24 protein-coding genes are annotated in these 25,704 nt (G+C 66.9%); 16 read left to right on the top strand and 8 right to left on the bottom strand.

Annotation, left to right across the window (positions count from 1 at the left end; genetic code table 11):
* From A5704_RS16020 to A5704_RS16010, 4 genes are all read left to right on the top strand, one after another.
* Positions 1–992 (top strand): sulfatase-like hydrolase/transferase (locus A5704_RS16020; protein WP_231969135.1); only part of this gene is annotated, 992 nt, incomplete at its 5' end.
* 8 nt (positions 993–1,000) lie between these two features.
* Positions 1,001–2,224, top strand: coding sequence for an FAD-dependent oxidoreductase (locus tag A5704_RS16015; protein WP_067750178.1), 1,224 nt, complete (start codon positions 1,001–1,003; stop codon positions 2,222–2,224).
* Positions 2,225–2,385: 161 nt separating this feature from the next.
* Complete coding sequence (locus tag A5704_RS27740; RefSeq protein ID WP_082950357.1) at positions 2,386–2,634, top strand: hypothetical protein; 249 nt, start codon at positions 2,386–2,388, stop codon at positions 2,632–2,634.
* A 258-nt stretch (positions 2,635–2,892) separates the two neighbouring features.
* Positions 2,893–4,101 (top strand): cytochrome P450, encoded by a 1,209-nt coding sequence (locus A5704_RS16010; protein WP_067889832.1) that lies wholly within the window; start codon positions 2,893–2,895, stop codon positions 4,099–4,101.
* Positions 4,102–4,245: 144 nt separating this feature from the next.
* On the opposite strand, the gene A5704_RS16005 is transcribed toward A5704_RS16010, so the two are convergent.
* Both A5704_RS16005 and A5704_RS16000 read right to left on the bottom strand, forming a co-directional pair.
* Positions 4,246–5,076 carry a sugar phosphate isomerase/epimerase gene (locus A5704_RS16005; protein WP_067750182.1) on the bottom strand — a complete coding sequence of 277 codons (831 nt, stop codon included), beginning with the start codon at positions 5,074–5,076 and terminating at the stop codon, positions 4,246–4,248.
* A gap of 1 nt (position 5,077) precedes the next feature.
* Entirely contained in the window at positions 5,078–5,692 is a 615-nt protein-coding gene (locus A5704_RS16000) for a preprotein translocase subunit SecD (RefSeq protein ID WP_067780953.1), read from the bottom strand.
* A gap of 149 nt (positions 5,693–5,841) precedes the next feature.
* Here A5704_RS16000 and A5704_RS15995 point away from each other — a divergent pair, with 149 nt between their 5' ends.
* The 8 genes from A5704_RS15995 (at position 5,842) to A5704_RS15960 (ending at position 15,805) form a co-directional block, all read left to right on the top strand.
* Complete coding sequence (locus A5704_RS15995) at positions 5,842–6,528, top strand: TetR/AcrR family transcriptional regulator (protein WP_067889829.1); 687 nt, start codon at positions 5,842–5,844, stop codon at positions 6,526–6,528.
* Between the two features lie 261 nt (positions 6,529–6,789).
* Entirely contained in the window at positions 6,790–7,992 is a 1,203-nt protein-coding gene (locus tag A5704_RS15990; protein ID WP_067783909.1) for a cytochrome P450, read from the top strand.
* Positions 7,992–8,828, top strand: coding sequence for a mycofactocin-coupled SDR family oxidoreductase (locus tag A5704_RS15985; RefSeq protein WP_067889827.1), 837 nt, complete (start codon positions 7,992–7,994; stop codon positions 8,826–8,828). The genes A5704_RS15990 and A5704_RS15985 overlap by 1 nt, the downstream gene beginning before the upstream one ends.
* 29 nt (positions 8,829–8,857) lie before the next feature.
* The gene (locus A5704_RS15980) at positions 8,858–9,826 is read left to right on the top strand and encodes an enoyl-CoA hydratase/isomerase family protein (protein WP_067889840.1); all 969 of its coding nucleotides are present in this window, start codon (positions 8,858–8,860) and stop codon (positions 9,824–9,826) included.
* Between the two features lie 16 nt (positions 9,827–9,842).
* Positions 9,843–12,176, top strand: a complete 2,334-nt coding sequence (locus tag A5704_RS27735) for a CoA transferase (protein WP_082954886.1) — start codon at positions 9,843–9,845, stop codon at positions 12,174–12,176.
* On the top strand, positions 12,173–12,937 hold the full coding sequence (locus A5704_RS15970) for an SDR family NAD(P)-dependent oxidoreductase (RefSeq protein WP_067750194.1): 765 nt from the start codon (positions 12,173–12,175) through the stop codon (positions 12,935–12,937). Before A5704_RS27735 ends, A5704_RS15970 begins: the two co-directional genes overlap by 4 nt.
* 4 nt (positions 12,938–12,941) lie before the next feature.
* A complete protein-coding gene (locus A5704_RS15965) occupies positions 12,942–14,165 on the top strand; it encodes a hypothetical protein (protein ID WP_067889824.1) in 1,224 nt (407 codons plus the stop codon).
* 449 nt (positions 14,166–14,614) lie between these two features.
* On the top strand, positions 14,615–15,805 hold the full coding sequence (locus A5704_RS15960) for an AI-2E family transporter (RefSeq protein WP_231969134.1): 1,191 nt from the start codon (positions 14,615–14,617) through the stop codon (positions 15,803–15,805).
* A 65-nt stretch (positions 15,806–15,870) separates the two neighbouring features.
* Here A5704_RS15960 and A5704_RS15955 read toward each other — a convergent pair whose 3' ends face one another.
* The 4 genes from A5704_RS15955 to A5704_RS15940 are packed head-to-tail and all read right to left on the bottom strand — an operon-like array spanning position 15,871 to position 20,225.
* Entirely contained in the window at positions 15,871–16,725 is an 855-nt protein-coding gene (locus A5704_RS15955) for an antibiotic biosynthesis monooxygenase (protein WP_067889821.1), read from the bottom strand.
* 25 nt (positions 16,726–16,750) lie between these two features.
* Positions 16,751–17,752, bottom strand: coding sequence for a VOC family protein (locus tag A5704_RS15950; RefSeq protein ID WP_067889817.1), 1,002 nt, complete (start codon positions 17,750–17,752; stop codon positions 16,751–16,753).
* A 20-nt stretch (positions 17,753–17,772) separates the two neighbouring features.
* Positions 17,773–18,618, bottom strand: a complete 846-nt coding sequence (locus A5704_RS15945; protein WP_067750202.1) for an alpha/beta fold hydrolase — start codon at positions 18,616–18,618, stop codon at positions 17,773–17,775.
* Positions 18,619–18,629: 11 nt separating this feature from the next.
* Positions 18,630–20,225, bottom strand: a complete 1,596-nt coding sequence (locus tag A5704_RS15940) for a bifunctional 3-(3-hydroxy-phenyl)propionate/3-hydroxycinnamic acid hydroxylase (protein ID WP_067750204.1) — start codon at positions 20,223–20,225, stop codon at positions 18,630–18,632.
* Between the two features lie 91 nt (positions 20,226–20,316).
* On the opposite strand from A5704_RS15940, the gene A5704_RS15935 reads away from it, so the two are divergent.
* From A5704_RS15935 to dmpG, 4 genes are read left to right on the top strand one after another with little or no spacing between them, the layout of a single operon-like run.
* A complete protein-coding gene (locus A5704_RS15935; RefSeq protein WP_067783915.1) occupies positions 20,317–20,976 on the top strand; it encodes a TetR/AcrR family transcriptional regulator in 660 nt (219 codons plus the stop codon).
* Positions 20,973–21,761: a 2-keto-4-pentenoate hydratase gene (locus tag A5704_RS15930; protein WP_067889815.1), complete on the top strand. Its 789-nt coding sequence runs from the start codon at positions 20,973–20,975 to the stop codon at positions 21,759–21,761. Before A5704_RS15935 ends, A5704_RS15930 begins: the two co-directional genes overlap by 4 nt.
* A gap of 11 nt (positions 21,762–21,772) precedes the next feature.
* Complete coding sequence (locus A5704_RS15925) at positions 21,773–22,726, top strand: acetaldehyde dehydrogenase (acetylating) (RefSeq protein WP_082950359.1); 954 nt, start codon at positions 21,773–21,775, stop codon at positions 22,724–22,726.
* Entirely contained in the window at positions 22,723–23,742 is a 1,020-nt protein-coding gene (gene dmpG, locus A5704_RS15920; protein WP_067783919.1) for a 4-hydroxy-2-oxovalerate aldolase, read from the top strand. The genes A5704_RS15925 and dmpG overlap by 4 nt, the downstream gene beginning before the upstream one ends.
* A 155-nt stretch (positions 23,743–23,897) precedes the next feature.
* Here the strand turns inward: dmpG and A5704_RS15915 are convergent, their stop codons facing one another.
* Together A5704_RS15915 and A5704_RS15910 are read right to left on the bottom strand one after the other, a co-directional pair.
* Complete coding sequence (locus A5704_RS15915; protein ID WP_067783921.1) at positions 23,898–25,022, bottom strand: Xaa-Pro peptidase family protein; 1,125 nt, start codon at positions 25,020–25,022, stop codon at positions 23,898–23,900.
* Positions 25,012–25,704, bottom strand: a 693-nt coding sequence (locus A5704_RS15910; protein ID WP_156675595.1) for a Xaa-Pro peptidase family protein, incomplete at its 5' end; no start/stop codon positions are given. The genes A5704_RS15915 and A5704_RS15910, both read right to left, overlap by 11 nt.

The raw sequence follows: 25,704 nt of genomic DNA, 5'->3' as shown, positions 1-25,704 counted from the left end.
TCCCGGCCGATATTCCAGTCCATCCGGTCGACCATCGCGGCGTAGACCTCCATGCTACGAACCGACACCGCGCGCTGTTCATCGGTCATGTCGGCCCACTCGGGAGCGCCGTCGGCAACGACCGGGTGCGCCTCGACGTCCGGCGGACACAGGCCCAGCCGCTTGAGTGCGGCCAGTCGCTCTTCGCGCAGCGCGCGGTGTCGGTTCGTAGCATGGAGGTCTACGCCGCGATGGTCGACCGGATGGACTGGAATATCGGCCGGGTGCTCGATTACCTTGCGGAGCGCGGCGAACTGGACGACACCGTCGTTATCTTCCTGTCCGACAACGGCGCCGAGGGAGCGATCGTCGAGGCGATGCCGTTGGTCGGGGCCCGAATCGTCGCACAGATCGAAAAGCATTGCGACAACAGCCTGGACAACCTGGGCCGACCCTCCTCGTTCATCTGGTACGGGCCGCGCTGGGCGCAGGCCGCCACCGCGCCGTCGCGGTTGCACAAGGCGTTCACCACCGAAGGCGGGATCCGCGTGGTGGGTTTCGTGACCTGGCCGGGGTTTGAACGGCAGCGCGAGATCGGTACGGCGTTCAGCACCGTCATGGACATCGCCCCGACCGTGCTCGAACTGGCGGGCGCGGCGCACCCCGGCACGTCCTACCGCGGGCGCGAGGTGGCGCCTATGCGCGGCCGCTCCCTGGTGGGGTACCTGTCCGGGGGTGCGGAGGCCGTTCATGACGCCGAGACGGGCACGGGCTGGGAACTGTTCGGCCGCAGGGCGATCCGCCAGGGAGACTGGAAGGCGTTGCATCTGCCGGCACCCTATGGCCCGGGCGGCTGGCAGCTCTATGACCTCGCGGCGGACCCCGGCGAAATTCACGACCTGGCCGGCTCGCACCCCGACAAGCTGGCCGAGCTGCTGGCGCTGTGGGATCGCTACGTCGAGGAAACCGGGGTAATCCTCGACCCCGTCTCGGTGTTCGACCTCGAGTTCTAAGGGCGCTGATGGCTGAGACGACGACCTGCGCAATCATCGGTGGCGGCCCGGCCGGCATGGTCCTGGGACTGCTACTGGCGCGGGCGGGCGTGCAGGTCACCCTGATGGAGAAGCACGGCGACTTCCTGCGCGACTTTCGCGGCGACACGGTCCACCCGACCACCATGCGGCTGCTCGACGAGCTGGGTTTGTGGGAACCCTTCGCGGCCTTGCCTTTCACCGAGGTCCGCACCGCGAAACTCGAATCCAACGGGCGCTCGGTGACCTACGTCGACTTCGAGCGGCTGCGCCAGCCCCATCCCTTCGTCGCGATGGTGCCACAGTGGGACCTGCTCAACCTGCTGGCCGACGCGGCTCAGGCGGAGCCCGGCTTCTCGCTGCGGATGAACACCGAAGTCACCGGGCTGCTATGGGACGCCGGCCGGGTCGCCGGAGTGCGCTACCGCGGCCCCGACGGCCCGGGCGAACTGCGGGCCGAGCTGACGGTGGCGTGTGACGGCCGCTGGTCGATCGCCCGGGAGCAGGCCGGACTGAAGGCGCGCGAGTTCCCGGTGAAGTTCGACGTCTGGTGGTTCCGCTTGCCTCATAAGGAAGACGTGGAGTACTCCTTCCTCCCTCGACTGGGTCCGGGCAAGGGTCTTGCCGTGATTCCGCGGGAGCGCTACTTCCAGATCGCCTACCTCGGGCCCAAGGGCACCGACGCCCAATTGCGGGCGCGCGGCATAGACGCGTTTCGTCGCGACGTCGAAGAGCTGCTGCCCGACATGCCCGAGTCGGTGGCGGCGCTGCAATCGATGGACGACGTGAAACATCTCGACGTGCACGTGAACCGGCTGCGTCGCTGGCACACCAAGGGGCTGCTGTGCATCGGCGATGCGGCGCACGCGATGTCGCCGTTGGGCGGCGTCGGCATCAACCTGGCGATCCAGGACGCCGTCGCAGCCGCGACCATTCTCGCGGAACCGCTTCGACGGCACCGCGTCGGCGACCGCGAACTCGCCGCGGTGCACCGCCGGCGCGTCTTCCCCACGGTGGTGACGCAACTCGTGCAGCAGGTGCTGCACCGAGCGTTGCTCGGGCCGTTGCTGCGCGGGGCCGACCCGACCCCGCCGGCGGCATTCCTCGGCCTTATGCAACGGCTGCCGTGGCTGTCGATCGTGCCGGCCTACTTCGTCGGCGTGGGTGTCTTGCCCGAGCACGCCCCGGCGTTCGCCCGTCGCGGGAACGGCTGAGTCGACGCAGGTCCGGGCCCGTGTGGACGCGGGGGCGTTTGCTACGTCGCGGGCGCGGGTAAACTGGTAGGGACAATTTGGGGGTCGTGAGATCGGTCCATCCCCGCACACCGCGGACGTTTCCTACGGGAACACCACGGGACCGAGAGGAGGCCAGAGAAGTGAACGTCAAGAAATTCGCAGGTAAGGCCGCGGTCGTCGGCGCGTTGAGCGCGGCGGCGCTGGGACTTGGTACGGGTATGGCGCAGGCGCACCCGGGACCGTGGCCCCCGCCCGTTCCGCCGGGTCCGCACGTCGTGGACAACGGTCATTGGAACCCGCTGCCGCCGGGGCAGGTCAAGCAGATTTGCCCGTGGCAGTCGCCACCCGGGCAGTGGATTGGCGGGCCGCACGGGGTTCCCTGCACGTAATTCGACCCGGCCACCGCAGCAGCTCTCGAACCACTGGTTCGAGAGCTGCTTTTTTCGCTGAATTCCTCAGCTTCGAGTGCGTCCTAAAGCCTGCGGAGAACCAGGCGTCGTTCTTGGGTGTCCAGTATGGACTCAAGCCCATCTGGTGCGCTGGGCACGGAATTCTTGCGTTGGTTAGTCAGGCGACTTGCGGGTTGCTGCGGATCCAGTCCGCGAGGCTGAGTTGATATACCCGGGAGAGGTGCCATACTTTTTGGTATGGAAACTGCGGTGAACCCATCGCTGCTGAGCCCGTTCTGGGAGACTGACCTTGAAACTCGCCTCAAGCACTTCGATACGTTGCGTGCCCGCAGTGGGGGTGTCGAGTTCATTCCGCAGCAGGATGGGCGTGGCTTTTGGTCGGTGACGTCCTATGCCGGGGTGCGTACGGTGACCCGGGACCCCAAGAGGTTCACGAGCACCCTTGGTTTCTCCTTGGACGACATGCCTCCGGATCTGCTCGAGATCCTTGGCTCGATCATCGTGATGGACGATCCCAAGCATCAGCAGTATCGGCGCCTCGCACAGGTGGCGTTCTCACCCCGATCAATTCGCCGCATGACCGATTACGTCGGCAGGCTGGCCGACGCCATCGTCGAAGAGATCCGGGAGCGTCGTACGTTTGACTTCGTCGAGACTGTGGCGGCAAGCCTTCCGTTCCAAGTCATCGCGGACCTGCTGGGAATCCCGGTCGGCGACCGCACGCGCTTGCGTGAACTCATTGACCTGATCCTGGGCGTCAACGACGGCCACGTCAGCGACATCGATACCAGTTTGCAGGCGGTCAGCGAGTTCTTCGAGTACACCATCGACCTTGGAAGGCAGCGACGCCGGTATCCTGGCGATGACATCACCTCCGCTTTGATGCAGGCCGAGGTCAACGGGAAACGGCTCACCGCAGCGGAATTCGGGTCTTTCGTGATCCTGCTCGCCGCGGCAGGAAACGACACCACGCGGACTGCACTGGCGTGGGCGATGCACCTGCTGAGCGAGCATGCCGACGAACGCGTCGCCCTGGCGGGCGATTTCGACGGACTTCACGGCAACGCCATCGAGGAGGTGCTCCGTTGGTCATCGCCCGTGCTGCACATGCGGCGGACTGCGACGACGGACACAGTCCTCGGCGACGTCCAGATCGCTGCCGGAGACAAGGTCGTGGTGTGGTATCTGGCCGCCAATCACGATCCGAGCGTGTTCCCCGACCCGTCGCGCTTCGACATCCTGCGCTCCAACGCCCGCGATCATCAAGCTTTTGGAGCCGGTGGACCACACTTTTGCCTCGGAGCGGGGTTGGCGCGGATGGAGATACGCGTCGTGCTGGGCACACTGCTAGCTGCGTTCCCGACACTGCGTGCGACGGCTCCGCCCGATCCGCTGCGCTCGATGTTCGTCCACGGTGTCAAGGCACTGCCCTGCACCCTGGACTAACTCAGGGATCTGACCGCTGGACTGACAGGGACCATCACCGACCTTGGCGAACGGCGAATTCTGTTGCGCCGCTTTGCGTGAAGGCGGTGAATACGGGCACCCCACCGGTCGCCCTGTAGCCACCATCATGGTCATGGCGCAGTGTCACGGCATCTCGGACAGCAACCGCCGCGCCGCTTCTACGCATGGTCGCAGCCGGTCGATCGGGCTGACCCCGGACAACGCCAACGACCGTCGCGGTACCTCGATCTCGATCACGATGTCGGACGGGAGCGCGGAAAGGATGTCACGCAGGGGCAACTCGCCCTCGCCGGGCACCATGCGCTCAAACATGGCTTCTTCCATGTAGTTTTCGCTGCGCGGGCGCAGCGTGGTGTCGTTGAGTTGGGCGTACCCGATGCAAGCCGGGTCGATCGCGGCGAGATCGGCGGCGCCCGAACCCGAGCGGACCAGATGCATGGTGTCGATCAGCAAGCGGAAGTCGGGCCGCCCCACGTGTTCGAGCGCGGCGAGCGCCGTCGGCAGGTCGCCGACGGTCAGTCCCGGTACCGGTTCGAGGAGTGTCCGGATCCCGCGCTGGGCAGCCAGCTCCGTCAGCGCGGCGAATTGGTCGAAGCTGCGGGGAACGTCGGCATCGAGACTGACCACATTGATTCGGGGGACGTTCAGCTCTGCGAGCACGTCGAGATCCGGCCGGAACGCGCTCATGTCGGCGCCGGGCAGCACCAGGAAGCCGTCACCGAGCGAGATCGTCACGCCGCGGTCATTCATCGCGGCGAGCACCGTCCGACGCAGGCCGGCGTCGTCGGTGAGAGAGAAGCGGGGATAACCGAGCGGCACCAGCGGCATTCCCTGCAGCGCGGCGGAGACGAAATGGCAGCCGAGATCCGCGGCCAGGTTCACCAATTCGGCCGGGGGAAGGCCAAATACACTCAGCATCCCGATGCCGAGCCGATCCGTGCCCGTCGCGGTCATGTCACCCGGGACGACCGGCGAGTTGGGCCAATTGCGCGGCCCCCTCGGCCGTCTGGGTGGTCATGGCGATGCGCCCCGAAGTGACCGGGTCTTCGATGATCGGCGCCTCCAAAACGAGGTCGTCGCGGACAAACGCCACATGATCCTTCAAATGGCCAGCGGTATACGACGCCCACGCCGACGCCGATGGGGGGTCGAGGATCAGGGTCACGTCGTAGAAACCCGCCGTCAGCGACTTCGGCGGATCCACATGTATGAGCCCGAGCCGCATCGTCTCCGGGCCCAGCGTGTACAAGGTGGTCCGGCCGATATCGCACGCGGTGAACGCGTCGGTGGGCGCCACGGGATGGTTCGGGTCGGTGGTCGGGCATTTCTGCGGGCCGGCCGGCTGAGACTTGTTAACGGGGCGGACGGGCAGCGGCGCGATCTGCACGCTCGGTGCGGCTGTTGCGCTTGTGGTGGGTGTTTTGGTGGTTGTGGCGCTGGTGGTCGACGTGGTGGGCGCGGCCTGGTGTCGCGTCGAGTGGCAGCCGCACACCACTGAGAAGAGCAGGCCGGCGCACGTCAGGCCGGCCACCACCGCGCGAACCTTCGCCTCGCCTCGCCGTCGGATCATTCGGCCCATTGTTCCAGCCGAAAAAAAGACCGCGGCGATGCGTGCGCAGTCGTCCTACGGCACCGGTTTCGCCCGCGCTCGGGGGTCATGAAGCGCACCCGGCCCTTTACTGACACTACGAATATAGAGTAGCGTGTCGCTCCAAGACGATGGACAAACGCCGAAAGCCCAATCCGGGGGAGCGCCGCCGCGACTTATGCGATGCGGCCATTCAGCTGTTGGCCGACGACGGCGCGAAGGGCTTGAGCCATCTCAAGGTCGACCGCAAGGCCGGCGTCCCCGACGGCACCACGTCGTTTTACTTCCGCACCCGCTCCGCGCTGCTGAGCGCGGTGGCCGAGCGGCTGGCCGAGCTGGACCTCGCCGACCTGCAGTCCGTCGCCGACGACTCGGACGGCAGGGGTGAGAACCCGTCGCCCTCCCGGCTGTCCCAGGTGGTCATCCGATCCGGCGACGAGCCGCAGTTGTTCCGGACCAAGGCGCGCTACGAGCTGACGATGCAGGCCGCGCGTGATCCGTCACTGGCCGCGATCCTGCAGCGGGCCACGGACGAATTCACCAAGCTGCACCGTGAAATCCTGGTTCAGCTCATGCCGCACGGCGCGGACCTGGAACCCGCCGTCGTCGAGGACCTGAGCAACGTGACGCTGACGTTCATCAACGGGCTGCTCGTGCGGTTCGCCCACGGTGACCGGATCGTCGACACCCCCGAGCGGCTGGACGGGATCTTGTCGGCCATCGCGGCCGGCATTCTGCACAGCCCGCACCAGGGCCGGCTGACCAGTGCGGATGGGCGGGGCCAAGCCGGGGCGCACCGGGCCACGGCGCTCGGATGAGCGGCCCGTGCACGCACACCTCGGCGGCGGGTTGTGCGGCATGGGGTCTTGCCAGACCATTGCCCATATGGTTCTCTACGAGAATAGAGTTAGGCCACGTTGACGGGCCGATTTCAGCCCAGCCCGTTCCCATGTCTGAGCAAAGCAGTTAAGCGGAGTGTACAAATTGCCCGACCCGGATCCAGCGCTGCACTCCTGGCAGCGCGGGCGCTGCGCAAGCCGTACCAACACCCGGGAAGCGTCAGCGGTAGGAGGGATTTCGTGACGACGAGCACCGATAGCCATGTGCGATTCGACCCGTACGACGTCGAGCTGATCGCCGATCCGTACCCCATGTTCAAGCGCCTGCGTGACGAGGCGCCGCTGTATTACAACGCCGAATACGATTTCTACGCGCTGAGCCGATTCGCGGATGTAAACAAGGCAATCATCGACCACGGCACTTACAGCTCCGCAAGGGGCGTGATCATGGAACTGATCAAGGCCAACCTCGAGATCCCGTCGGGGATGCTGATCTTCGAAGACCCGCCGATCCACGACGTGCACCGCAAGCTGCTGTCGCGCATGTTCACCCCCCGAAAGATCGCCGCGCTCGAGCCGATGATCCGAGAGTTCTGCGCACAAGCGCTCGATCCGCTGGTGGGGTCGGGGCGGTTCGACTTCGTCACCGACCTGGGCGCGATCATGCCGATGAAGGTGATCAGCGCGTTGCTCGGCATCCCCGAAGAAGATCAGGAATACATCCGCGATCGCGGCAATGCTCAGTTGCGCACCGAGCCCGGTAAGCCGATGAGCGCCGCCGAGCACGGCCTCTCGGTGGGCGAGCAGTTCGAGGCCTACATCGACTGGCGCGCCGACAACCCGTCGGACGACATCATGACCGAGCTGCTCAACGTCGAATTCGTCGACGAGACCGGGACCACGCGGCGGCTGAGGCGCGAAGAAATCCTGGTGTACCTCAACGTGGTGGCGGGGGCCGGCAATGAAACGACCACGCGCCTGATCGGTTGGGCCGGAAAGGTTCTCGCCGAGCACCCGGAGCAGCGCCGTGAACTCGTCGAAAACCCCGCACTGATCCCGCAGGCCATCGAGGAGTTGCTGCGCTTCGAGCCGCCCGCGCCGCACATGGCGCGTTATGTCACGCGCGACGTGAGCCTCTACGACCAGACGGTGCCGGAGGGCAGCGTAATGCTGATGCTGATCGGTGCTGCGTGCCGCGACGAGCGGCAGTTCGGCCCCGACGCAGGCGAATTCAACATTCATCGTCCCGCCCGTCCGCACCTCACGTTCAGCGTGGGCGCCCACTTCTGCCTGGGTTCGGCGCTGGCGCGGCTGGAAGGCCGCGTCGCCCTCGAGGAAATCCTCAAGCGCTTCCCGCAGTGGGAGCCCGATCTGGCCAACGCAACACTCAGCCCGACGTCGTCGGTCCGGGGCTGGGAAACTCTGCCCACCGTGGTGCCCTGATGACCGGCCGGGTCGAGGGCAAGGTCGCGTTCGTCAGCGGCGCCGCCCGCGGCCAGGGCCGCAGCCATGCGGTGCGCTTGGCGCAGGAGGGCGCCGACATCATCGCGGTCGACGTCTGCGGGCCGATCGAGAACCTGGCCTACCCGCACTCGGTGCCGGAAGACCTGGCCGAGACGGCCGACTTGGTGAAAGCCCACGACCGTCGCATCGTCACCGCGCAGGTGGACGTCCGCGACTACGAGGGCCTGCGGTCCGCGCTGGACGACGGTGTGGAACAGCTCGGGCGGCTCGACATCATCGTCGCGAACGCGGGCGTGGGCACCGACGGCAGGAAGCTGCACAAGATCCGCGAGAACGTCTGGCAGGACATAATCGACATCAACCTGACCGGCGTCTGGCACACGGTCAAAGCGGGCGTCCCGCAGATTCTTTCGGGCGGCCGCGGCGGGTCGATCGTGCTCACCAGCTCGGTCGGCGGGCGCAAGGCGTACCCGAATACCGGCCACTACATCGCGGCCAAACACGGCGTCATCGGCCTGATGCGCGCCTTCGCCGTCGAGCTCGGCCAGCACATGATCCGCGTCAATTCGGTGCTACCCACCCAGGTCAGCACCACGATGGTGATGAATGACAACACGTTCCGGCTCTTCCGCCCCGACCTGGAGAATCCGGGGCCGGAGGACTTCGCCCCCATCTCGCAGATGATGCACACGCTGCCGGTGCCCTGGGTGGAAGCCGCGGACATCAGCAACGCGGTCCTGTTCCTCGCCTCTGACGAATCGCGTTATGTCACTGGCGTTTCGCTTCCCGTCGACGCGGGCAGCTTGCTCAAGTAGCGCCAATACAAGAGAAGTTGGAGAAGCCGATGCCCGAATACGACTACGAAGAGATGAAGAAGGAAGCCGAGCCGTACATCAAGTTCGAGAAGGACAAGAAGAACCGGGTCGCCTATATCACGTTCAACCGCCCCGAGGAGCTCAACTCCACGACCTTGGGAATGCGTCAGAACTACGCCGACCTGATCCACAAGTGCAACGTGGACGACGACGTCAAGGTCGTCGTGATCCGCGGCGAGGGAGAGGATTTCGGCAGCGGCGGCGACCTGCCCGAGCAGCGGGGCATGCTGGAAAATCCCGGCATGCCGCTGCTGCACGAACTGGCGATCAACGACGACGACGTGAAGTACCCGCCCGGCGGATCGTATCGGTACCTGTCCACCGTCACCGACTTCTACGCGAAGGCCCGTGCGGGCAACCGGCCGCTTCAGGAACTGCGCAAGATCAGCATCATCGAGGCCAAGGGCTACTGCTACGGCTGGCACTTCTACCAGGCCGGCGATGCCGACCTGGTGATCGCCTCGGACGACGCCCTCTTCGGGCACCCGGCCTTCCGTTACGTGGGTTGGGGCCCGCGCCTATGGTGGTGGGCCGAGACAATGGGCCTGCGCAAGTTCTCCGAGATGCTCTTCACCGGAAGACCATTCAGCGCCAAAGAGATGTACGAGTGCGGCTTCGTCAACAGCGTGGTGCCGCGGGAGAAGCTGGAAGCAGAGACGCTGAAATACGCGATGGCGTGCTCCCGCTCTCGCCCGACCGACACGGTCGCCGTGCAGAAGACGTTCCTGGAGCTCTACAAGCAGCATAAGGGCGAATACTTCGGCAGCCTGCTCACCGGCATGGTCGAAGGCATGCTGCCGATGATCGCCAACGACGCCGAGGAAGTCGACCTGACCGCCGGAACCTTCGAGAAGGGCCTCAACAACGTCGTCAAGGACAACGACCTGAACTTCCCGCCGGAGTGGCGCCTGAGCCGCTCGGGTCGCGCGAAGCCCTGACCTTCGGGGAGCTCGCATGTCGGCGCTGACGGGTTTCCGGGTGATTGAGCTGGCCGGATCCGTAGCGGTCGAGTACTGCGGAAAACTGTTGGCCGACTTCGGCGTCGAGATCATCAAGGTCGAGGCTCCGGAGGGCGGCAGCCCGACGCGGGCGATGGCCCCCATCCTGGCCGACGGGTGCGACGGCAGCGGGCTGTTCGCGTACCTGAACACCAACAAAAGGTCTGTCGTGCTCGATCGCGGTACCGCTTGCGGCGCCGAGTCCCTGCACAAGCTCATCGGCACCGCCGACGCGGTCATCGGAGATGGTGCTACCGACTGGTCCGCCCAGTATCCGGATGTGGTGTTCTGCTCGATCGCGCCGTTCGGACGGGGCGCGCCACCCGAATCCGCCAATGCCAAGAGCATCAACGTGTTCCATGCCAGCGGTTGGGGCTACCACACGCCCAGTCACCCGGATCTCAGCAAGCCGCCACTGCAGGGGCCCGGCCGGTTCCTCGCCGACTACGAAGCGGGGCTGGATGCCGCGCTCTGCGTGACCGCGTCCCTATTCGGGCGACTGCACAGCGGTCGAGGCGAGTCCATCGACATCTCCGGGCACGCGGTGCTGGCCTCCCGCGCCGACTGCATTCTGGGGCGATTCATCACCGGGGAGGTGACCGCCGCGGGTCACCGCGGCGACTTCGACCAAGCAGGCCCCGCAGCGTTTTTCGGGTGCGCCGATGGCTTCGTCTACCTCTACATGACCAGCCGCGCCCACTGGCTCGGCCTGAAAGAACTGATGGGTCAACCCGGCTGGCTGGCTGCTTTCGAGGATGACTGGCTGGAGTTCTTCGTGACCGCCGAGAAGGTTGCCGCATTCCATCGCGGCTTCGCGGCATGGATTCGGGACCTTGCCAAGGACGACGCCTCCGACCGGGCCCAGCGACTGGGGGTGCCGCTGGTGCCGGTGAACGACGCCGCGAACCTTCATGACTCGCCGCAATACCGGCATCGCGGCTTCTTCCAGTGGGTGCGCCACCCGGTGCTGGGCGACGCGGCATACCCGACGGTGCCGTACGCGCTCAGCGCGTCACCGGCTCGAATCACCGATCCCGCACCGACGCTCGGTCAGCACACGCGGCGGGTGCTGGACCGCATCGATTCGGTGCGGCCGCGGCCGCAGGTCGCGTCGCCGCAGTTGAAGCCCCCGATGATTCCGCGGGGCGGGCCGCTGGAGGGGGTGCGGGTCGTCGAGCTCACCAAGGTGTGGGCCGGCCCGTATGCCGGCAAGCTGCTCGCGATGCTGGGCGCCGAGGTCGTCAAGATCGAAACCGCGGGCAGCCCCGAGGAGATGCGCGCTTACGGCGGCACCGACATCAACCACGCGCCGTACTTTCTGAGCATCAACCCCGAAATCCTCAGCGTGGACCTGGACATCAAGTCCGCCGAGGGCATGTCGCGGCTGCGGGAGCTGATCGGCCGCAGCGACGTCGTGCTCAACAACCTTCGCCCGGGCGCGATGGAACGCCAGGGCCTGGGGTACGCGCAACTGAGGGAGATCAAACCGGACATCATCTCGGTGTCGATCAAGATGTGGGGCAACGACGGGCCACTGGGCCACCAAACCGGTTACGCGCCCTGCTTCGCCGCCCTGGCGGGGCTGGCCTCGCTGGTCGGCTACCGCGGCGGCCCGCCGCTTGGAACCAGCATGCGTTACGGCGATTCGACCGTCGGAGCGGCGGCCGCGTACGCCGCCGTGGTCGCGCTGCTTCATCGTGAACTGACCGGCGCAGGCCAATTCGTCGACATATCAGCGGTGGAGACCCTGTCGTCCATGATCGGCGACCGGCTCCTCGAGCAAGCGCTGACCGGCCGTCGCCTCGAGCCCAGCGGCAACGATCATCCGGACATGTGCCCGCACGGCTGCTACCCGTGCGCGGACGGTGCCTGGATTGCCGTGGCGGTCACCGACGACGCGCAATGGCGGGCGTTGTGCGAGGTGCTCGGCGCCGAGTCGCTCGCAAGCGAGGGCCGTTACGCGCGCATGGACCAGCGGCGGCACCACGCCGAGACGCTCGATGCATGTCTTACCCAACTCACCCGACGCCATGACGCCGAGCGCCTGGCGCAGCGCCTGCGCGCGGCCGGGGTTCCGGCCGGCAAGAGCGCCACCTCGCTCGACGTGATCAGTGATCAACGGCTGTGGGACCGCGAGCTGTATCGATTCGTCAGCGATCATCGTGAGGGCCAGCGCCCGATCGTCGGGCCGTCCTGGCGGATGGCCCGCAGCCAGGCGCGCATCGCCCGCGGCGCGCCGGACCTGGGCGAGCACACCGAGTATGTGCTGCACGGGATACTGGGCGCATGACGGCGACACTTGCACGTACCGCGGCCCTGGTCACCGGCGCCAGCAGCGGGATCGGCGCCGCGACGGCGAAGGCGCTGGCCGCCGAGGGCGCGGCGGTGGCTCTGCTCGCGCGCCGCGCGGACCGGCTCGCGGAACTGAAAGCCGACATCGAATCCACCGGGGGCACAGCGCTTGCGGTGACCGCCGACGTCACCGATGCCGAACAGGTGTCGGCGGCCGTCCAGCGCGCGGTGACGGAGTTCGGCCGGCTGGACACGGTGGTGAACAACGCCGGGTTGATGCAGTCCGGCCCCGCGGCCGAGGCGTCGCTGCGCGATTGGGACGCCATGGTGACGGTGAACGTGCAAGGGGTCCTGTACGTCAGTCGAGCGGCGCTCCCGCACCTGATCAACGCCGCGGCCGACTCACCGCGCGGTGTCGCCGATCTGGTCACCATCAGCTCGACGGCCGGTTGGGTCGCCCGGCCCAACACGGCCGTCTACTCGTTGACGAAGTTCGGTGTGAATGCTTTCAGCGAGGGCATTCGGCAAGAGGTGCTCGGCCAGCGGGTGCGTGTCGGCGTCGTCGGCCCCGGAACGGTCGACACCGAGATCTTCGGTCACCTGGCCGAATCGTCCCGGGAAGCGTTCGAGCGCCAGACCGCGGGCATGGTCAAGTTGCGGCCCGAAGACATCGCCGACGCGGTGCTGTTCATGGTGACTCGTGATCGCCGGGTGGCGGTCAACCACATGCTGGTGCGCGCGGCCGAACAAACCTGGTAGTCGGTTGAATTCGCATTGGGCTGTGGGCGACCACTACGGGTTGGCGTTTCCGGCCGACGCGGCGGCGCTGCACACCGGCGGTGCACGCTTTCTCACCGAGGCGTTTCTGGCATCGGGAGCGATGCGGGACAACAGTGTCAGTCGCGTCACCGGTTTCCGCGAGGTGACCGGGGGCAGCACTGGCCGGAAAGTCGCGCTCTCGGTCGAATACGCCCAGCCCGCACCGAACCTGCGCACGGATTTGTTCGTCAAGTTCTCGCGTGACTTCGACGAGCCGGCGCGCGATCGCGGCAAGACACAGATGGAGCCGGAGGTGCGGTTCGCCGCACTGTCGAGGGCGCCGGGTTTTCCGATCGCGGTGCCCGAGCCGCAATTCGCCGACTATCACCGCCACACCGGCACCGGGATCCTGATCAGCGAGCGGATTCGATTCGGCGAGAACGGAATCGAGCCCCATTACCACAAGTGCCTCGACTACGAGATGCCCCGGCCCTTGGAGCATTACCGGGCATTGCTCACCGCGCTGGCCCGGCTCGCCGGGACCCACCGGTCCGGGCGGTTGCCGGCGGCATTGACCGAACACTTTCCGCTGGACGTGGCCGCGGCGACGGTGGGGGAGCGTGCGCCGCTGTCGGCGGACAAGCTGGAACGCCGACTGGAAGAGCTGGCCGAATTTGCGCGGGCCCATAGCGGATTGCTGCCGGCCGGTTCGGCGGAATTGACGGCCCGCCTGCGTGACGACGTGCCGCGGTTCGCGGACCACGAGCACGAGATCACCCGCCTTCTGGTCGGCGACTCCGACTATGTCGCGCTGTGCCATTGGAACGCCAACATCGACAACGCGTGGTTCTGGCGCGACACGGGCGGCGTTCTGCGCTGCGGCCTGATGGATTGGGGGTGCGTCGGGCAGATGAACCTGGGCATGGCGATCTGGGGAGCCATGTCGGGCGCCGAAACCGATTTGTGGGCAGCCCATCTCGACGAACTGCTACGGCTGTTCGCGACCGAGTTCCGTCGTTGCGGTGGGCCGGAACTCGATCCGGTTCGGTTGCGCCGGAACACCTTGCTCTACGCGGCGGCCATGGGCGTTGCCTGGCTCCTTGGTGTGCCGGGAATGATCCGGAAACGCTTCGAGGCCATTCCGAACAGCCGCACGCATCCCCTGATCCGCGACGACGAGAGCGTGCGGGCACCGCTGCAGATGCTGTCGAACCTTCTGTTCGTGTGAGAACGGCATCGCGTGGCCACGCTGCTCGATGACGCACTCGCCGATGGCGATTGAGCTACGGCTCATCGTCGTCGCCATCTCGAAGCATCGGGTGCTGAAAAGTGTTGGTGCGGGGCTGACCGCGGTCCAAGCGCGTGGGCGGATCGAGGCGGCCGCCGCCTCGCAGCTGCCGGGCAGCGCCCACGACGACCGCAGCCACCATTCCGCGCGCTACCCAGCCTGCGGCCCTCGCCATTCCTCACCCCCCGGCCGGCTCAGCAAGGGGACCGGAATACGAGTCTCGACTGGAAAATCGCCCGAAGGGACACCACCGGGGTCGACGGCGGCCACGGACTTCGTTCGAGTGGGATCTGTGATTTTGGCCCGGGTCGGATAGCTCAGCGTCACTGTTAAAGACGACGCCGCGGACATCGTGGGTTCATTCCCTGCTGACGAACGGAGTTGGGACAGTGGAGAACAACAACAAGGGCCCGGCCGGCGGTAAGGACCTCGCCGATCGGGGCCATCACCGCCGCGTGGGTCGCCCGCACCGCGACGAGGAAGGGGCGATCGCGGCCGCCGAAAACGCCGCGGCGCGACTACGATCGGACAGCCACCCGTTCGGTACCCGGGGTCAACGATTCGATCGGCGTTCGCCGTTCTATCTGGGGCTGACGGCCTCGGCCGGTGTGGCAGTCACCTATGGGGCGGTGCGGATGCTCGGGGCAGCGTCCTCGGTTCTGGTCTTGATCGGGGCGGCGATATTTTTTGCCCTCGGGCTTGAGCCTGCGGTGTCTGGGCTAGTGAACCGCAAACTGCCGCGCTGGGCCGCGGTAAGCCTCGTGGTCGTGACCGTGTTTGGGGTCCTCGCCGGTGCCGTGGCGGCGGCGGTCCCCCCGCTGGTGCAGGAAGCCCGTCAATTCGTCGAGCAGGTCCCACATTTTCTTCAGCAGGCACAGAGCCGCTCCACCGTGATCGGGGGACTAAACGAGCGCTTCCATGTTCAACAGCGGATCGGCGACATGCTCCACAATTCGGGCTCGCCAGCCGTTGGGGGCCTCCTCAAGGCCGGGGAGACCATCTTCGGAGCACTGTCACACGTCGGGATTGTGGCCGTGCTCACCGTCTACTTTCTGGCCGAACTGCCGCGGATCCGATCGACCATGTATCGGTTGGTCCCGAAGTCGCGGCGACCGCGCGCGATCCTCATCGGCGACGAGGTGATGGCGAAGTTCGGTGACTACGTTTTCGGCAATGTGCTGACCTCTGTCATCGCCGGGGCGGCAACGTTCGCATGGTGCTTCGTCCTGCATGTTCCATATGCGGTGCTGCTCGGGCTGTTCGTCGCGATCATCGATCTATTCCCCTATGGGTCAACGGTCGGCGGGTTTGTGGTCGCGCTGGTGGCGCTGACGGTGTCCATCCCGGTCAGTATCGCCACTGTGGCTTTCTGCGTCGCCTTCCGGTTGGCCGAGGACTACCTGTTGACGCCCAAGATCATCGGGCGTGCGGTGAGAGTGCCCGGAGGAGTGACCGTGTTCGCCGTTCTCATCGGCGCGGCGCTGCTCGGGGTAGTAGGGGCGTTGGTCGCGATACCCGTCGCCGCGGCAGTCCAGCTTCTGGTTTCGGAACTCCTCTTTCCGACGCTGGATGAAGCATGATGGGGTCCGCCCCACCGGCGCGTGGCCCGGACCGTCCCATGCGGCTCGACATTTCGGCCGATGAGTTAGGTCAGCCACCCTCGTAGCGCACGGGTGATTAGCGGCATCACGAGCCATGTCAGGATCGCCACGTTTGCCACCGCGGTCAGCGGCACCACGGCCCACAGTGGAAGGTCGGGGGCGGTCGACTGGCGGACAGCGGTGACCAGAAGTGATACCGGTATCAATCCGGCGATCACTGCGATCGCTTGTTTCCATTGTTTGGGTCCCGCCCCCGGCGGGCTAAACCAGCCGGCGTAGCCACCGACGACGTTGACGGTTCGCTCGCTTTCGGTCAGCGCCGACATGGCGCGCAGAATGTTCCGGCGTTGCGCAGACCTCATCCAGCGGTCGAGATCGTCGCGGGTGTGAAACGTCAGCAGCGCCACCGTGTCCGGTTGAGCGCCCGCGACGGCCGGGATGAGTTGGTGGCGAATAAGACCACCCAGCGCGCCGGCGGCCGCCACGGCATTCTCGTGGAGCTCGCGGTGGGCCTTTTCGGCTCCCTGGCGTAAACGGACAGCACTGATCAGGGTGACGCTATCGGTTCGGGGTTGAACGATGCGTTGCTCTATAGGCCGATCCTTAAGATATGCGTCGCATTCAGCGATCAAGGCCGCGCGCTGTGCAGAGCACAGCCACGCATCAAGGTCTCGCTCTGACCGAAACTGATAGATCACCACCCACTCGCACGGGTGGTTCTCGTCGGGTGGCTGCACGCTCATGCCGATGTAACCGGAAGACCGCTCGATTGCCCGGCGCAGGCGGCGCAGCCAGCGTCGAAACCGCCGGTTTTCGTTGTCGCTTACTCGCCGCGATATGACCACGGTGGCATAGCCGGGACCGTGAGACGTCACCGCGCCGGCGGCGGTGGCGCTCATGACGGCATGATCCGGCTCGCTTACCTCAGTCGTCGGCGATCGCCGGGGAACTGAGCGCGGGGACGGTGTCCTCGCGATGCAGCACCGACCGCGCGGCCACGGCGAACATCTCGAGCTTGTCGACCACGGTCTGCCCCTCCAGCTTGTGCCCCCAGATGCTGATGCCCTGGTGGGTCGTCGGCTTCCAGACGGGCTCGTCGACGACGATCGGGTTCCAGCCGACCTCCCACTCGAATCCCGACGGGGTCATCGCGTAGTACGACAGTTCCTTGTCGTTGGTGTGCTGCCCGACCGACATCGTCATCTCGAAACCCAGTGCCTTGACGCGCTGATACGACGCCACCATGTCGTCGAGCGTGGCGGCTTGGACGTTCACGTGTTGCACCCGCGTGCGAATCGGGTTGACGGGCAACATGTTCACGGACGCGATCGCCACGGAGTGGTGACGTTCGTTGACGCGCAGGAAGCGGACCTTCAGCTTCAGGCCGTTGATCGTCTCGTCGATGTAGTCCGACAGGCGCGCGTTGAACACGTGGTCGTAGTAGCCCCGCATCTCGTGCGGCTTCTTCGTGAAGATCGCCACGTGGCCCAATCCGCCCGCGCCGGTGACGAACCCGCTGCCCGGTATATCCAGCGCCAGCGGCGCCGTGCGGGCGGTGGTGTACACCTCCTGGGTCAGCCCGTTGGGTCCGGGGAACCGCAGGAAGCGCTCCACGCCGCGGAGTTTGGCGTCGTCGTCGGAGCCCTCCACGGCCGGCACGCCGTGGTCGGTGACCCGCCGGCAGATTTCGTCGAAGGTGGCGTGGTCGTCGAGATGCCAACCGAAGGCGACGACGTCCTCCGCCGGCCCCTGCCGCAGCAGGAAGCGACATTCGTTGGCGTCCAAGCGAAACCGCATCGTGTCGGGCAGCATCTCGTCGAGGTGCATGCCGATCGCGTCGCGGCCGAAGCGCTTCCAGTCGGCGAACTTGTTGGTTTCGATCACGACATAGCCCAGGTGGACGTTGCCGAAGACGTCAGTGGTCATGAGATTCTCCTTACAGATGGTCAGGCCGTCAGGAACGCGGTGGTGACGGCGTTGAAGAAGTCGGCGCGTTCCCACTGGACCCAGTGGCCCGTGTTCGCCGTGATGAGCACGTCGGCGTTGGGCATCCGCTCGCCCAGCATTGCCGCGCCGCTGGGCTTGTTGACCTTGTCGTCACGTCCCCAGATGACGAGCGTCGGGGTGTTCAGGTGCTTGAGCCGGCGGTCGCGGGTGAAGTCCATTCGCCACAACACCCTTGGGCCCGTCGGCCGTTGCAGGGGCGGATTGGCGACGACCTCGGGCTCGATCGACGACTGGTAGCGCGCCTCGATCAGGGCCTCCGGGACGGATTCGCCGTCGTACACCAGATACGAGCGGATGAAGGTGCGCAGCTTTTCGGGGCTGGGCCCGTCGCCGCCGTAGTACGACAGCAGGCTTTTCAGCCCCGCGGTCGGCAGCCCACGGCTCGTCCCGACACCGCCCGGCCCCATCAGCACGAGTTTGTCGACCCGATGCGGGCTGTCCAGGGCGAGGCGCAACGCGCAGGCGCCGCCGAGGGAGTTGCCGACCAGGTGCGCGCGCTGGATGCCGAGTTGGTCGAACATGCCGCGGATGTGCTCGGCCAGGTAGCCGAACGGATCGTCGCGATCGACCCCCTTGGACGAGCGGCCGTAGCCGGGCATGTCGGGGACGATCACGCGGAAGTTCTCGGCCAGCGGCTCGATGTTCTGCGAATAGTTCGACACGCCCGACGCGCCCGGGCCGCCGCCGTGCAGGAGGACCACCGGTGGGCCGTCCCCAGCCTCGACGAGGAAGATGTCTTTGCCGTTGACGCGCACGGTGCGCTCGATCATGGTGTTGCTGGTCATCGAATCCGTCCTTAAACCGTGGCGATCGCAAGTGCGGCGTTGCCGGGCGCAGCGGGTCGCCGCTCAATAAATCCGGCCGGGGGCCCCGGCAACCGCTGGTCTTCCTTTGCGGCGGCGTAGACGAACCCGTCGGGCCGCACCACCACCACCGACGCGCCGCGCTTGTCGAGCCAGCGCGTGAGAATGCCGTCGGCGTCCACGACGCTGTCAGCGCTCGGAACCGCCCCGGGCACAAGGATTTTCAGGACGGGGACGCCCGCCTCACGCCACTCCCGCAGATCGGGGGCCGGCCCGAGGTGCAGCACGGTCCAGCGGCCGCCGATGACGTCGTCCAGGCGGACGGCGTCACCCTTCTCCTCGACCACCCACGGCTGCTGGATGAGCCAGCCGACGGCACCGTTTCCGTTGTGCGCCAACAAACCCTTCTGGTAACGCGCGTCGGGCAGCCAGCGGTGCTGGCGGAGCCAGGACGTGAACCCGGGCACCTTGCTCGCGGTGCGGAAGAAGTGGTTTCGCACGGCGGCGCGCCGCGGGTCGCGTTGGATGATCAGCTTGCCCGTCTTGACCGCGCGGTTGGTGACCTCCTTCACGTGTGGCATCCGCTCAGCCTGGTAGGTGTCCAGCACCGACTCGGGCAGCGACCCGTTCAGCACCGCGGCCAGCTTCCAGCACAGGTTCGCCACGTCGCGAACACCGGCGCACATGCCCTGGCCGATCCACGGTGGCATCGCGTGCGCGGCGTCCCCGGCCAGGAAGACGCGGCCGACGCGCCACCGGTCGGCGAAGCGGACGTGGTGGCTGTAGCAGGCGAACCCGAGGATCTTCACGTTGTCGGGCGAGATCCCCTGCCCCCGCAGCACCTTCCAGATCGCCTCCTCGGAGAGGAGGTCCTTCTCGTCCTCCTCGTCTCGCACCGGGAACTCCCACCGGTGGTGACCCAGCGGGGTGGGGCAGTCGACGGTCGGCCGCTCCGGGTTGCAGTGAAAGCGCAGCCGGTCGTGGCCCGGCCATTCCTTGAGCACCTTGGTGTCGATGACGATCCAGCGCTCCCCGTAGGTGCGCCCGCTGAAACCGATGCCCAGCTGGCCGCGGATGAAGCTCGACCCACCGTCCGCGGCGATCACGTACGACGCCCGGATCCGGCGGAACTCGTCGGCGCGAAGATCGGCCAGCATGAGTTCGACGTGATCGTCACGCTGGACCACCCGCAGGCACTCGTGCTCGAGGAGGACCGTGACGTTGGGGAAGCGGTCCACCCCTTCGCGCAGCACCTTCTCCAGTGCCGGCTGGTAGATGAACTGTTGCGGCGGGTGGCCGTTGCCCCGCGACACCGGCAGGAGCCGCACGAACGGGACGCCGTCGGCGTCGACGAAGTTGGCGCCGTTGCCGGGCTGCATGTCGGCGTTGAGCCGGTCGGCCAGGCCGACCTGTTGCCAGATGCGCACGACCTCTTCGTCGGTGGAGATGGCCCGCGCGCGTACGTAGATGTTTGGATCGCGCTCGACGACGACGACCTTGAGGCCCAGCTGGCCGAGCAGGTTGGCGGCGGTGACGCCGACCGGCCCGTACCCGACGATCGCTACGTCATGAATCGGTTGGTCTGACATGAGGGGAACCTTCGGTGGAGAAGTTGTTAATGTAGTGCTCCATACAGTAAGCTCTCGATAGCGTGATCGTCAACACCCCGGAGGAGGGAATGTGGCACAGAAAAAATCGGCCGGCCCTGAGGCCGCCGAACCCCGTGCTCAGCGGCGCACGCGGGCCAATGGCGAGCAGTCGCGCGAGCGGATCCTGGACGCGGCGACCGAGGTCGCCACGGAACGCGGCTACGACGGCACCACGATCTCACTGGTCAGCAAGAAGAGCGGCCTGCCTCCGACTTCCATCTACTGGCATTTCGCCGACAAGGACGACCTGATCGCGGCAGTCATCGAGCGCAGCTTCCAGCGCTGGCTGGCCGAGCTCGACCTGACAGAAGTGACGCCGGACCGCGAGTGGATGACGGAGTTCGGCGGCCGGGTCGCCAAGGCCCTGCTCGATGCGCCGGACTTCCTCCGCCTCGGGCTGATGCTGAGCCTGGAGCGTCGGCCCGTCGAACCGCGGGCCAGGGAGATGTTCCTCGAGGTGCGCGATCGCGCGTTCCACCGGTTCGCGGAGATGGTGCGGCAGCTTGCCCCGGAGCTCGGCGACGAAGGTGTGCACCTGCTAACCACCTACGCGATTGCCGGCGCCGACGGGTTGTTCATCGCCAAGGAAGTCGGCGGGGACTCCGTCGATCTGGTCAGGCTGTTGGACCTGCACGTCCGCATCGTCTTCGACATGGCGGCCAAGCTGCTCGAACCGGGGGAGCCGGCATGACCGTTCAATCCGCTCAGCTGACCGACGCCGCACAACTGCTCTTCGACGCGCAGAGCACCCGCGTCCCGATCGAGCCGCTGACGCAGATGTATCCGAATATGACGGTGGCCCAGGCGTATTCGGTGCAGCGCGCCAACATGGTCCGCTATCTCGCCGAGGGTCGCACGCTGCGCGGCCACAAGATCGGCATCACCTCCGCGCCCATGCAGCAGCTGCTGGGGGTCGACGAGCCCGATTTCGGCTACGTCCTCGACAGCATGGTGCTCCCCGACGCGGCGACCGTGCCGGTCACCGCGTTCTGCGCGCCGCGCGTCGAGCCTGAGGTCGCCTTCCTGATGCGCGCGCCGCTGCGCGGGCCGGGCGTGACGATCGGCGACGTGCTGGCCGCCACCGAGGCCGTCGCCCCGGCGTTGGAGATCGTTGACAGCCGGATCGCCGATTGGCGGATCACGTTGGCGGACACCGTGGCCGACAACGCGAGCTCCGGTGCGGTGGTGCTGGGCGAGTGGGTGCCGATCGGCCGGGCGCCGGCGCTCCCCGAGACCACCGCGACACTCGTCGTCAACGGCGTGACCGTCGCCACGGGCGCGGGCACCGCCGTGCTGGGTCATCCCGCCGCCGCCGTCGCCTGGCTGGCCAACGCGGTCGCGAAATACGGCACTGCCATCGAGGCCGGCGCGTTCGTCATGTCCGGCTCGTATACCACGGCGCCGTTCGTCGGCGCGGGAGATCGGGCGTCGGCGGCGGTCAGCGGGCTCGGCGCCGTTAGCGTGACTTTCGAGTAGGGAGCAGTTCAGTGAGTAACGAACGATATCCGGTCGCCATCATCGGGTCGGGCAACATCGGCACCGACCTGATGATCAAGGTCCTCCGCAGCGACGGGCCGCTGGAGATGGCGGCAATGATCGGCATCGACCCGGGGTCCGACGGGCTGGCCCGGGCGAAACGCCTTGGCGTCCCCGTGTCTTCGGAAGGGATCGAGGGCCTGCTCGCGATGCCCCACTTCGACGAGATCCGGCTGGTGTTCGACGCCACCAGCGCCGGCGCCCATGTCCGGCACTGGAACTTTCTGCGCGACAAGGACATTCGCGTCCTCGACCTGACGCCGGCGGCCGTCGGACCATTCTGCGTGCCGGTGGTGAACCTGGAGGACCACATCGACGCGCCGAACCTGAACATGGTGACGTGCGGGGGGCAGGCCACCGTGCCGATCGTCGCCGCCGTCAACAACGCGGCCCCGGTGTCGTACGCCGAAATCGTCTCGTCCATCTCGTCGAAGTCGGCCGGCCCGGGCACGCGCGCGAACATCGACGAGTTCATCGAGACGACCGCCACCGCGCTCAAAGTGGTTGGCGGAGCGCAGCGCAGCAAGGCGGTGATCGTCCTCAACCCGGCCGACCCCCCGATCCTCATGCGCAACACCGTCTACTGCCTGGTCGAGGGCGACTGCGACCACGAGGCCATCGGCGCCTCGATCGCCGAGATGGTGGAGCGGGTCACCCGGTATGTGCCGGGCTACAAGCTCACCAAGCCCGTCCAGTTCGAGACGTTCGACGCCGACCGTCCGCTGCACATCCCGGAGACCGGGAAGTTCATGGGCACCCGGGTCACCGTGATGCTGCAGGTGACGGGCGCCGCGCACTACCTCCCCGCCTATGCGGGCAACCTCGACATCATGACGTCGGCCGCCCTGGCCACCGCGGAACGAATCGCCGCGCACTCGATGACGACTGTGGGGGTGAGGAAATGAGCAAGCCGCTGTACATCAGTGATGTCACGCTGCGTGACGGCATGCACGCCGTGCGACACTCTTACACCCTGGAGCAGGTCACCGAGATCGCCCGGGCGCTCGACCAGGCGGGGGTGGACTCTATCGAGGTCGCCCATGGAGACGGGCTGGCCGGGTCCAGCTGCGTCTACGGATTCGGCGCCCACACCGACCTGGAGTGGATCGAGGCCGTGGCCGGGACCGTAGAGCGGGCCAAGGTGGCGACCCTCGTGCTGCCGGGCATCGGGACCGTCCGCGACCTGACCGCCGCGCACCGGGCGGGCGCGAGTGTCGTACGCGTCGCGACGCACTGCACCGAGGCCGACATCTCCGCGCACCACATCGTCGCGGCGCGCGAACTCGGCATGGACACCGTCGGTTTCCTCATGATGAGCCACATGACCACCCCGCAGAAGCTCGCCGAGCAGGCCGTCCTGATGGAGGGATACGGGGCCGGGTGCGTCTATGTCGTCGACTCCGGGGGCGCGATGACCATGCGCGACGTCGCCGAACGGGTCGACGCGGTGCGGCAAAGCCTCGACAGTGCAACCGAAGTCGGCATCCATGCCCACCACAACATGTCGCTGGGTGTGGCGAATTCGATGGTCGCCGTGGAGCATGGCGCTCACCGCGTCGACGCATCACTGACGGGTATGGGCGCCGGCGCCGGTAACGCGCCGCTGGAGGTCTTCGTCGCGGCGGCCACCCGGATGGGCTGGCAACACGGCTGTGACCTCAACGCGCTCGAGGACGCCGCCGACGACCTTGTGCGGCCCCTGCAGCAGCGTCCGGTGCGCGTGGACCGGGAGACGTTGACGCTGGGATACGCGGGCGTGTACTCAAGTTTCCTGCGTCATGCCGAGGCAACTGCCGAACGGTTCGGCGTCGATGCGCGCACGCTTCTGGTCGAAGCCGGGCGCAGGGGCTTGGTCGGCGGCCAGGAGGACGTGCTTATCGATATCGCCCTCGACCTGACCGGGGAACGGGTTTCCGGGTAACCCCGGAGGTTTTGAGGTGGCAACGAAGGCATCGAGAGGCGACCCGCAGGTGTCTCCGAGGTTGCCCTCCTGTGTCGCCGACGCTGCCCGGCTGGGCTCTCGGCCGACCGCAGTGATATCGGGATCACGGAACTCACCCAGTGACGCAAGTGATTCTATTGACCCGACCACGACGGGCTGGCGGTCAGCACGTGGGGACCGCCCTCGGTGATGTGAACGGTGTCCCGTCTGAATAGCGCCCCGACACCCTTTTCCCAGACATACGCGGTGATGGCCAACACCATCCCCGCCTCCAGTTGGTCGAATTCGCCCGCTGCCAGCAGGGTTTGGGACACCACCGGCGGATCGAATCCCAGCCCCAATCCGTGCGCGATCGGCATCGGCGGAATCGGCTCGCCGGCGGCCTGATAGGCGGCCACCAAGTCCGAGGTGGGCGCGCCGGGCCGGCAGGCCGCAAGCATGTTGTCGTACAACGTGTTCGACCGCTCGAACAGGTCGCGCGTAGCCCGGTCGGCGTGGTCGCCGGCCGGCCACGTCCGGCCCACTTCCGCGACATAGCCGTTCGCCAGGGCCCCCGCGGCGAACGCGACCAGATCACCCGGCCGCCCCTCGCCCGATCCGGCGCGACGCCACGGGTGCTCCTTCGACGTCACCCACGCCGCGTCCTGGGTGGCGGGCGTGCTCACACCGCCCGCGGCCATGGCCTCCATCATGGCCCCCGCCAGCGCTCGTTCCGACACGCCCGGCGCGAATTCGGCCAGCGCGGCGGCAAGTCCGCGCTCGGCGACCCGGAGCGCCGTCGCCATGGCCGCGATCTCGTCGGCCGTCTTGACGCGCCGCGCCGCCCGCATCGCGGGCTCCGCGTCGACGAGCTCGGCGTTCGGGAACGCCTCCGGCAGCAGGGCGGCGAAAGTCGGAGTGATCGCATCGGTTCCGACCCGACGCGCGGTGTGGGCGCCATCGATCTTCGTCAGCACGTCGATGAGCGTCATCGGGTTCCAGGCCAGCCCGTACAGGTGATCGTGCCCGATCTCCTCCGGCACCCCCTCGTCGTCGGTGCTGTTGAGATAGATCTCGCCTGACCCGCGCACCACGACGCACATCGGGCCGAACGGTCGCGTCCCGGCGATCCACAACTGCGGTGCGCCGGTCACGTAACGAATGTTGGCTTGACGCCCAAGCACCAGCATGTCCAGCCCGTGCGCGTCCATCTGCGCCAACGCGCGGTCCCGGCGGCCCATCCGCAGCGCCGTGGGGTCGGGCAGAACTTCAGTCGCCATAGGGGGAGTAGGGGTAGTCGGTGATCGGCAGGTAGCCGTCTTCGGTGATCACCACGATCTCCTCACTGCGATAACCGCCCGTCCCGTCTTCCCACACCACGGGTTCCAGCACCAGAACCGTTCCGACCGGCAAGACGAAGTTGTCGTCGAACTCTTCGCCGAGATCCGTTCCGATCATGGGAGCTTCGGCGGGATAGGTCCCGATACCGTGGCCCAGATAGAAATGCGGCAACCAGGGTTTGCGGCCGCCGTTGGCGGCAATCGCCGCACGCGCCAGATCGCCGGAGCTGACACCGGCTTTGGTCACCGCGAGCACCGCGTCCATGATCGAACGCCATTGTCGGAACTGGTCCTGCTGTCGCTGGGTGGGCGGGCGACCGACCACCCAGGTCCGGCCGAAATCGGAGCAGTACCCGGCATAGGTGATGCTGATGTCGGTCCATAGCACGTCGCCGGCGGCCAGTTCACGATCGGTGGGAAGCAGCGGCAGCGCCAGATCGCCATGTGTCGTCCACACTCCGGCTTCTCGCGAACTCGGCATCACCTGCCAGATGGCCTCCAGCATGTTCGTGGTGGCACCCAGCTCGAAGGCGCGACGCACCAGCGTGGCCGACAGGTCGATCTGGCGGACCCCCGGCGCCAACGCCCGCTGCACGTCCACGATCGCCTGTTCGGTGATGCG

The organism is Mycobacterium sp. E735 (genome assembly GCF_001666955.1).
Lineage (GTDB): Bacteria > Actinomycetota > Actinomycetes > Mycobacteriales > Mycobacteriaceae > Mycobacterium.
The sequence above is the reverse complement of the archived record's forward strand: the minus strand, read 5'-3'. Positions and strand labels throughout refer to the sequence as shown.

What these genes read in the sequence shown, in the direction of transcription:
- A5704_RS15955 (WP_067889821.1), bottom strand. Translation starts at nt 16,725, where the DNA reads ATGAGCGCCACCGCCGCCGGCGCGGTGACGTCTCACGGTCCCGGCTAT.
- A5704_RS15930 (WP_067889815.1), top strand. Translation starts at nt 20,973, where the DNA reads ATGACCGTTCAATCCGCTCAGCTGACCGACGCCGCACAACTGCTCTTC.
- dmpG (WP_067783919.1), top strand. Translation starts at nt 22,723, where the DNA reads ATGAGCAAGCCGCTGTACATCAGTGATGTCACGCTGCGTGACGGCATG.
- A5704_RS15940 (WP_067750204.1), bottom strand. Translation starts at nt 20,225, where the DNA reads ATGTCAGACCAACCGATTCATGACGTAGCGATCGTCGGGTACGGGCCG.
- A5704_RS16015 (WP_067750178.1), top strand. Translation starts at nt 1,001, where the DNA reads ATGGCTGAGACGACGACCTGCGCAATCATCGGTGGCGGCCCGGCCGGC.
- A5704_RS15980 (WP_067889840.1), top strand. Translation starts at nt 8,858, where the DNA reads ATGCCCGAATACGACTACGAAGAGATGAAGAAGGAAGCCGAGCCGTAC.
- A5704_RS16000 (WP_067780953.1), bottom strand. Translation starts at nt 5,692, where the DNA reads ATGATCCGACGGCGAGGCGAGGCGAAGGTTCGCGCGGTGGTGGCCGGC.
- A5704_RS16010 (WP_067889832.1), top strand. Translation starts at nt 2,893, where the DNA reads ATGGAAACTGCGGTGAACCCATCGCTGCTGAGCCCGTTCTGGGAGACT.
- A5704_RS15950 (WP_067889817.1), bottom strand. Translation starts at nt 17,752, where the DNA reads ATGACCACTGACGTCTTCGGCAACGTCCACCTGGGCTATGTCGTGATC.
- A5704_RS15915 (WP_067783921.1), bottom strand. Translation starts at nt 25,022, where the DNA reads ATGGCGACTGAAGTTCTGCCCGACCCCACGGCGCTGCGGATGGGCCGC.
- A5704_RS27735 (WP_082954886.1), top strand. Translation starts at nt 9,843, where the DNA reads ATGTCGGCGCTGACGGGTTTCCGGGTGATTGAGCTGGCCGGATCCGTA.
- A5704_RS15945 (WP_067750202.1), bottom strand. Translation starts at nt 18,618, where the DNA reads ATGACCAGCAACACCATGATCGAGCGCACCGTGCGCGTCAACGGCAAA.
- A5704_RS15985 (WP_067889827.1), top strand. Translation starts at nt 7,992, where the DNA reads ATGACCGGCCGGGTCGAGGGCAAGGTCGCGTTCGTCAGCGGCGCCGCC.
- A5704_RS15995 (WP_067889829.1), top strand. Translation starts at nt 5,842, where the DNA reads ATGGACAAACGCCGAAAGCCCAATCCGGGGGAGCGCCGCCGCGACTTA.
- A5704_RS15970 (WP_067750194.1), top strand. Translation starts at nt 12,173, where the DNA reads ATGACGGCGACACTTGCACGTACCGCGGCCCTGGTCACCGGCGCCAGC.
- A5704_RS16005 (WP_067750182.1), bottom strand. Translation starts at nt 5,076, where the DNA reads ATGACCGCGACGGGCACGGATCGGCTCGGCATCGGGATGCTGAGTGTA.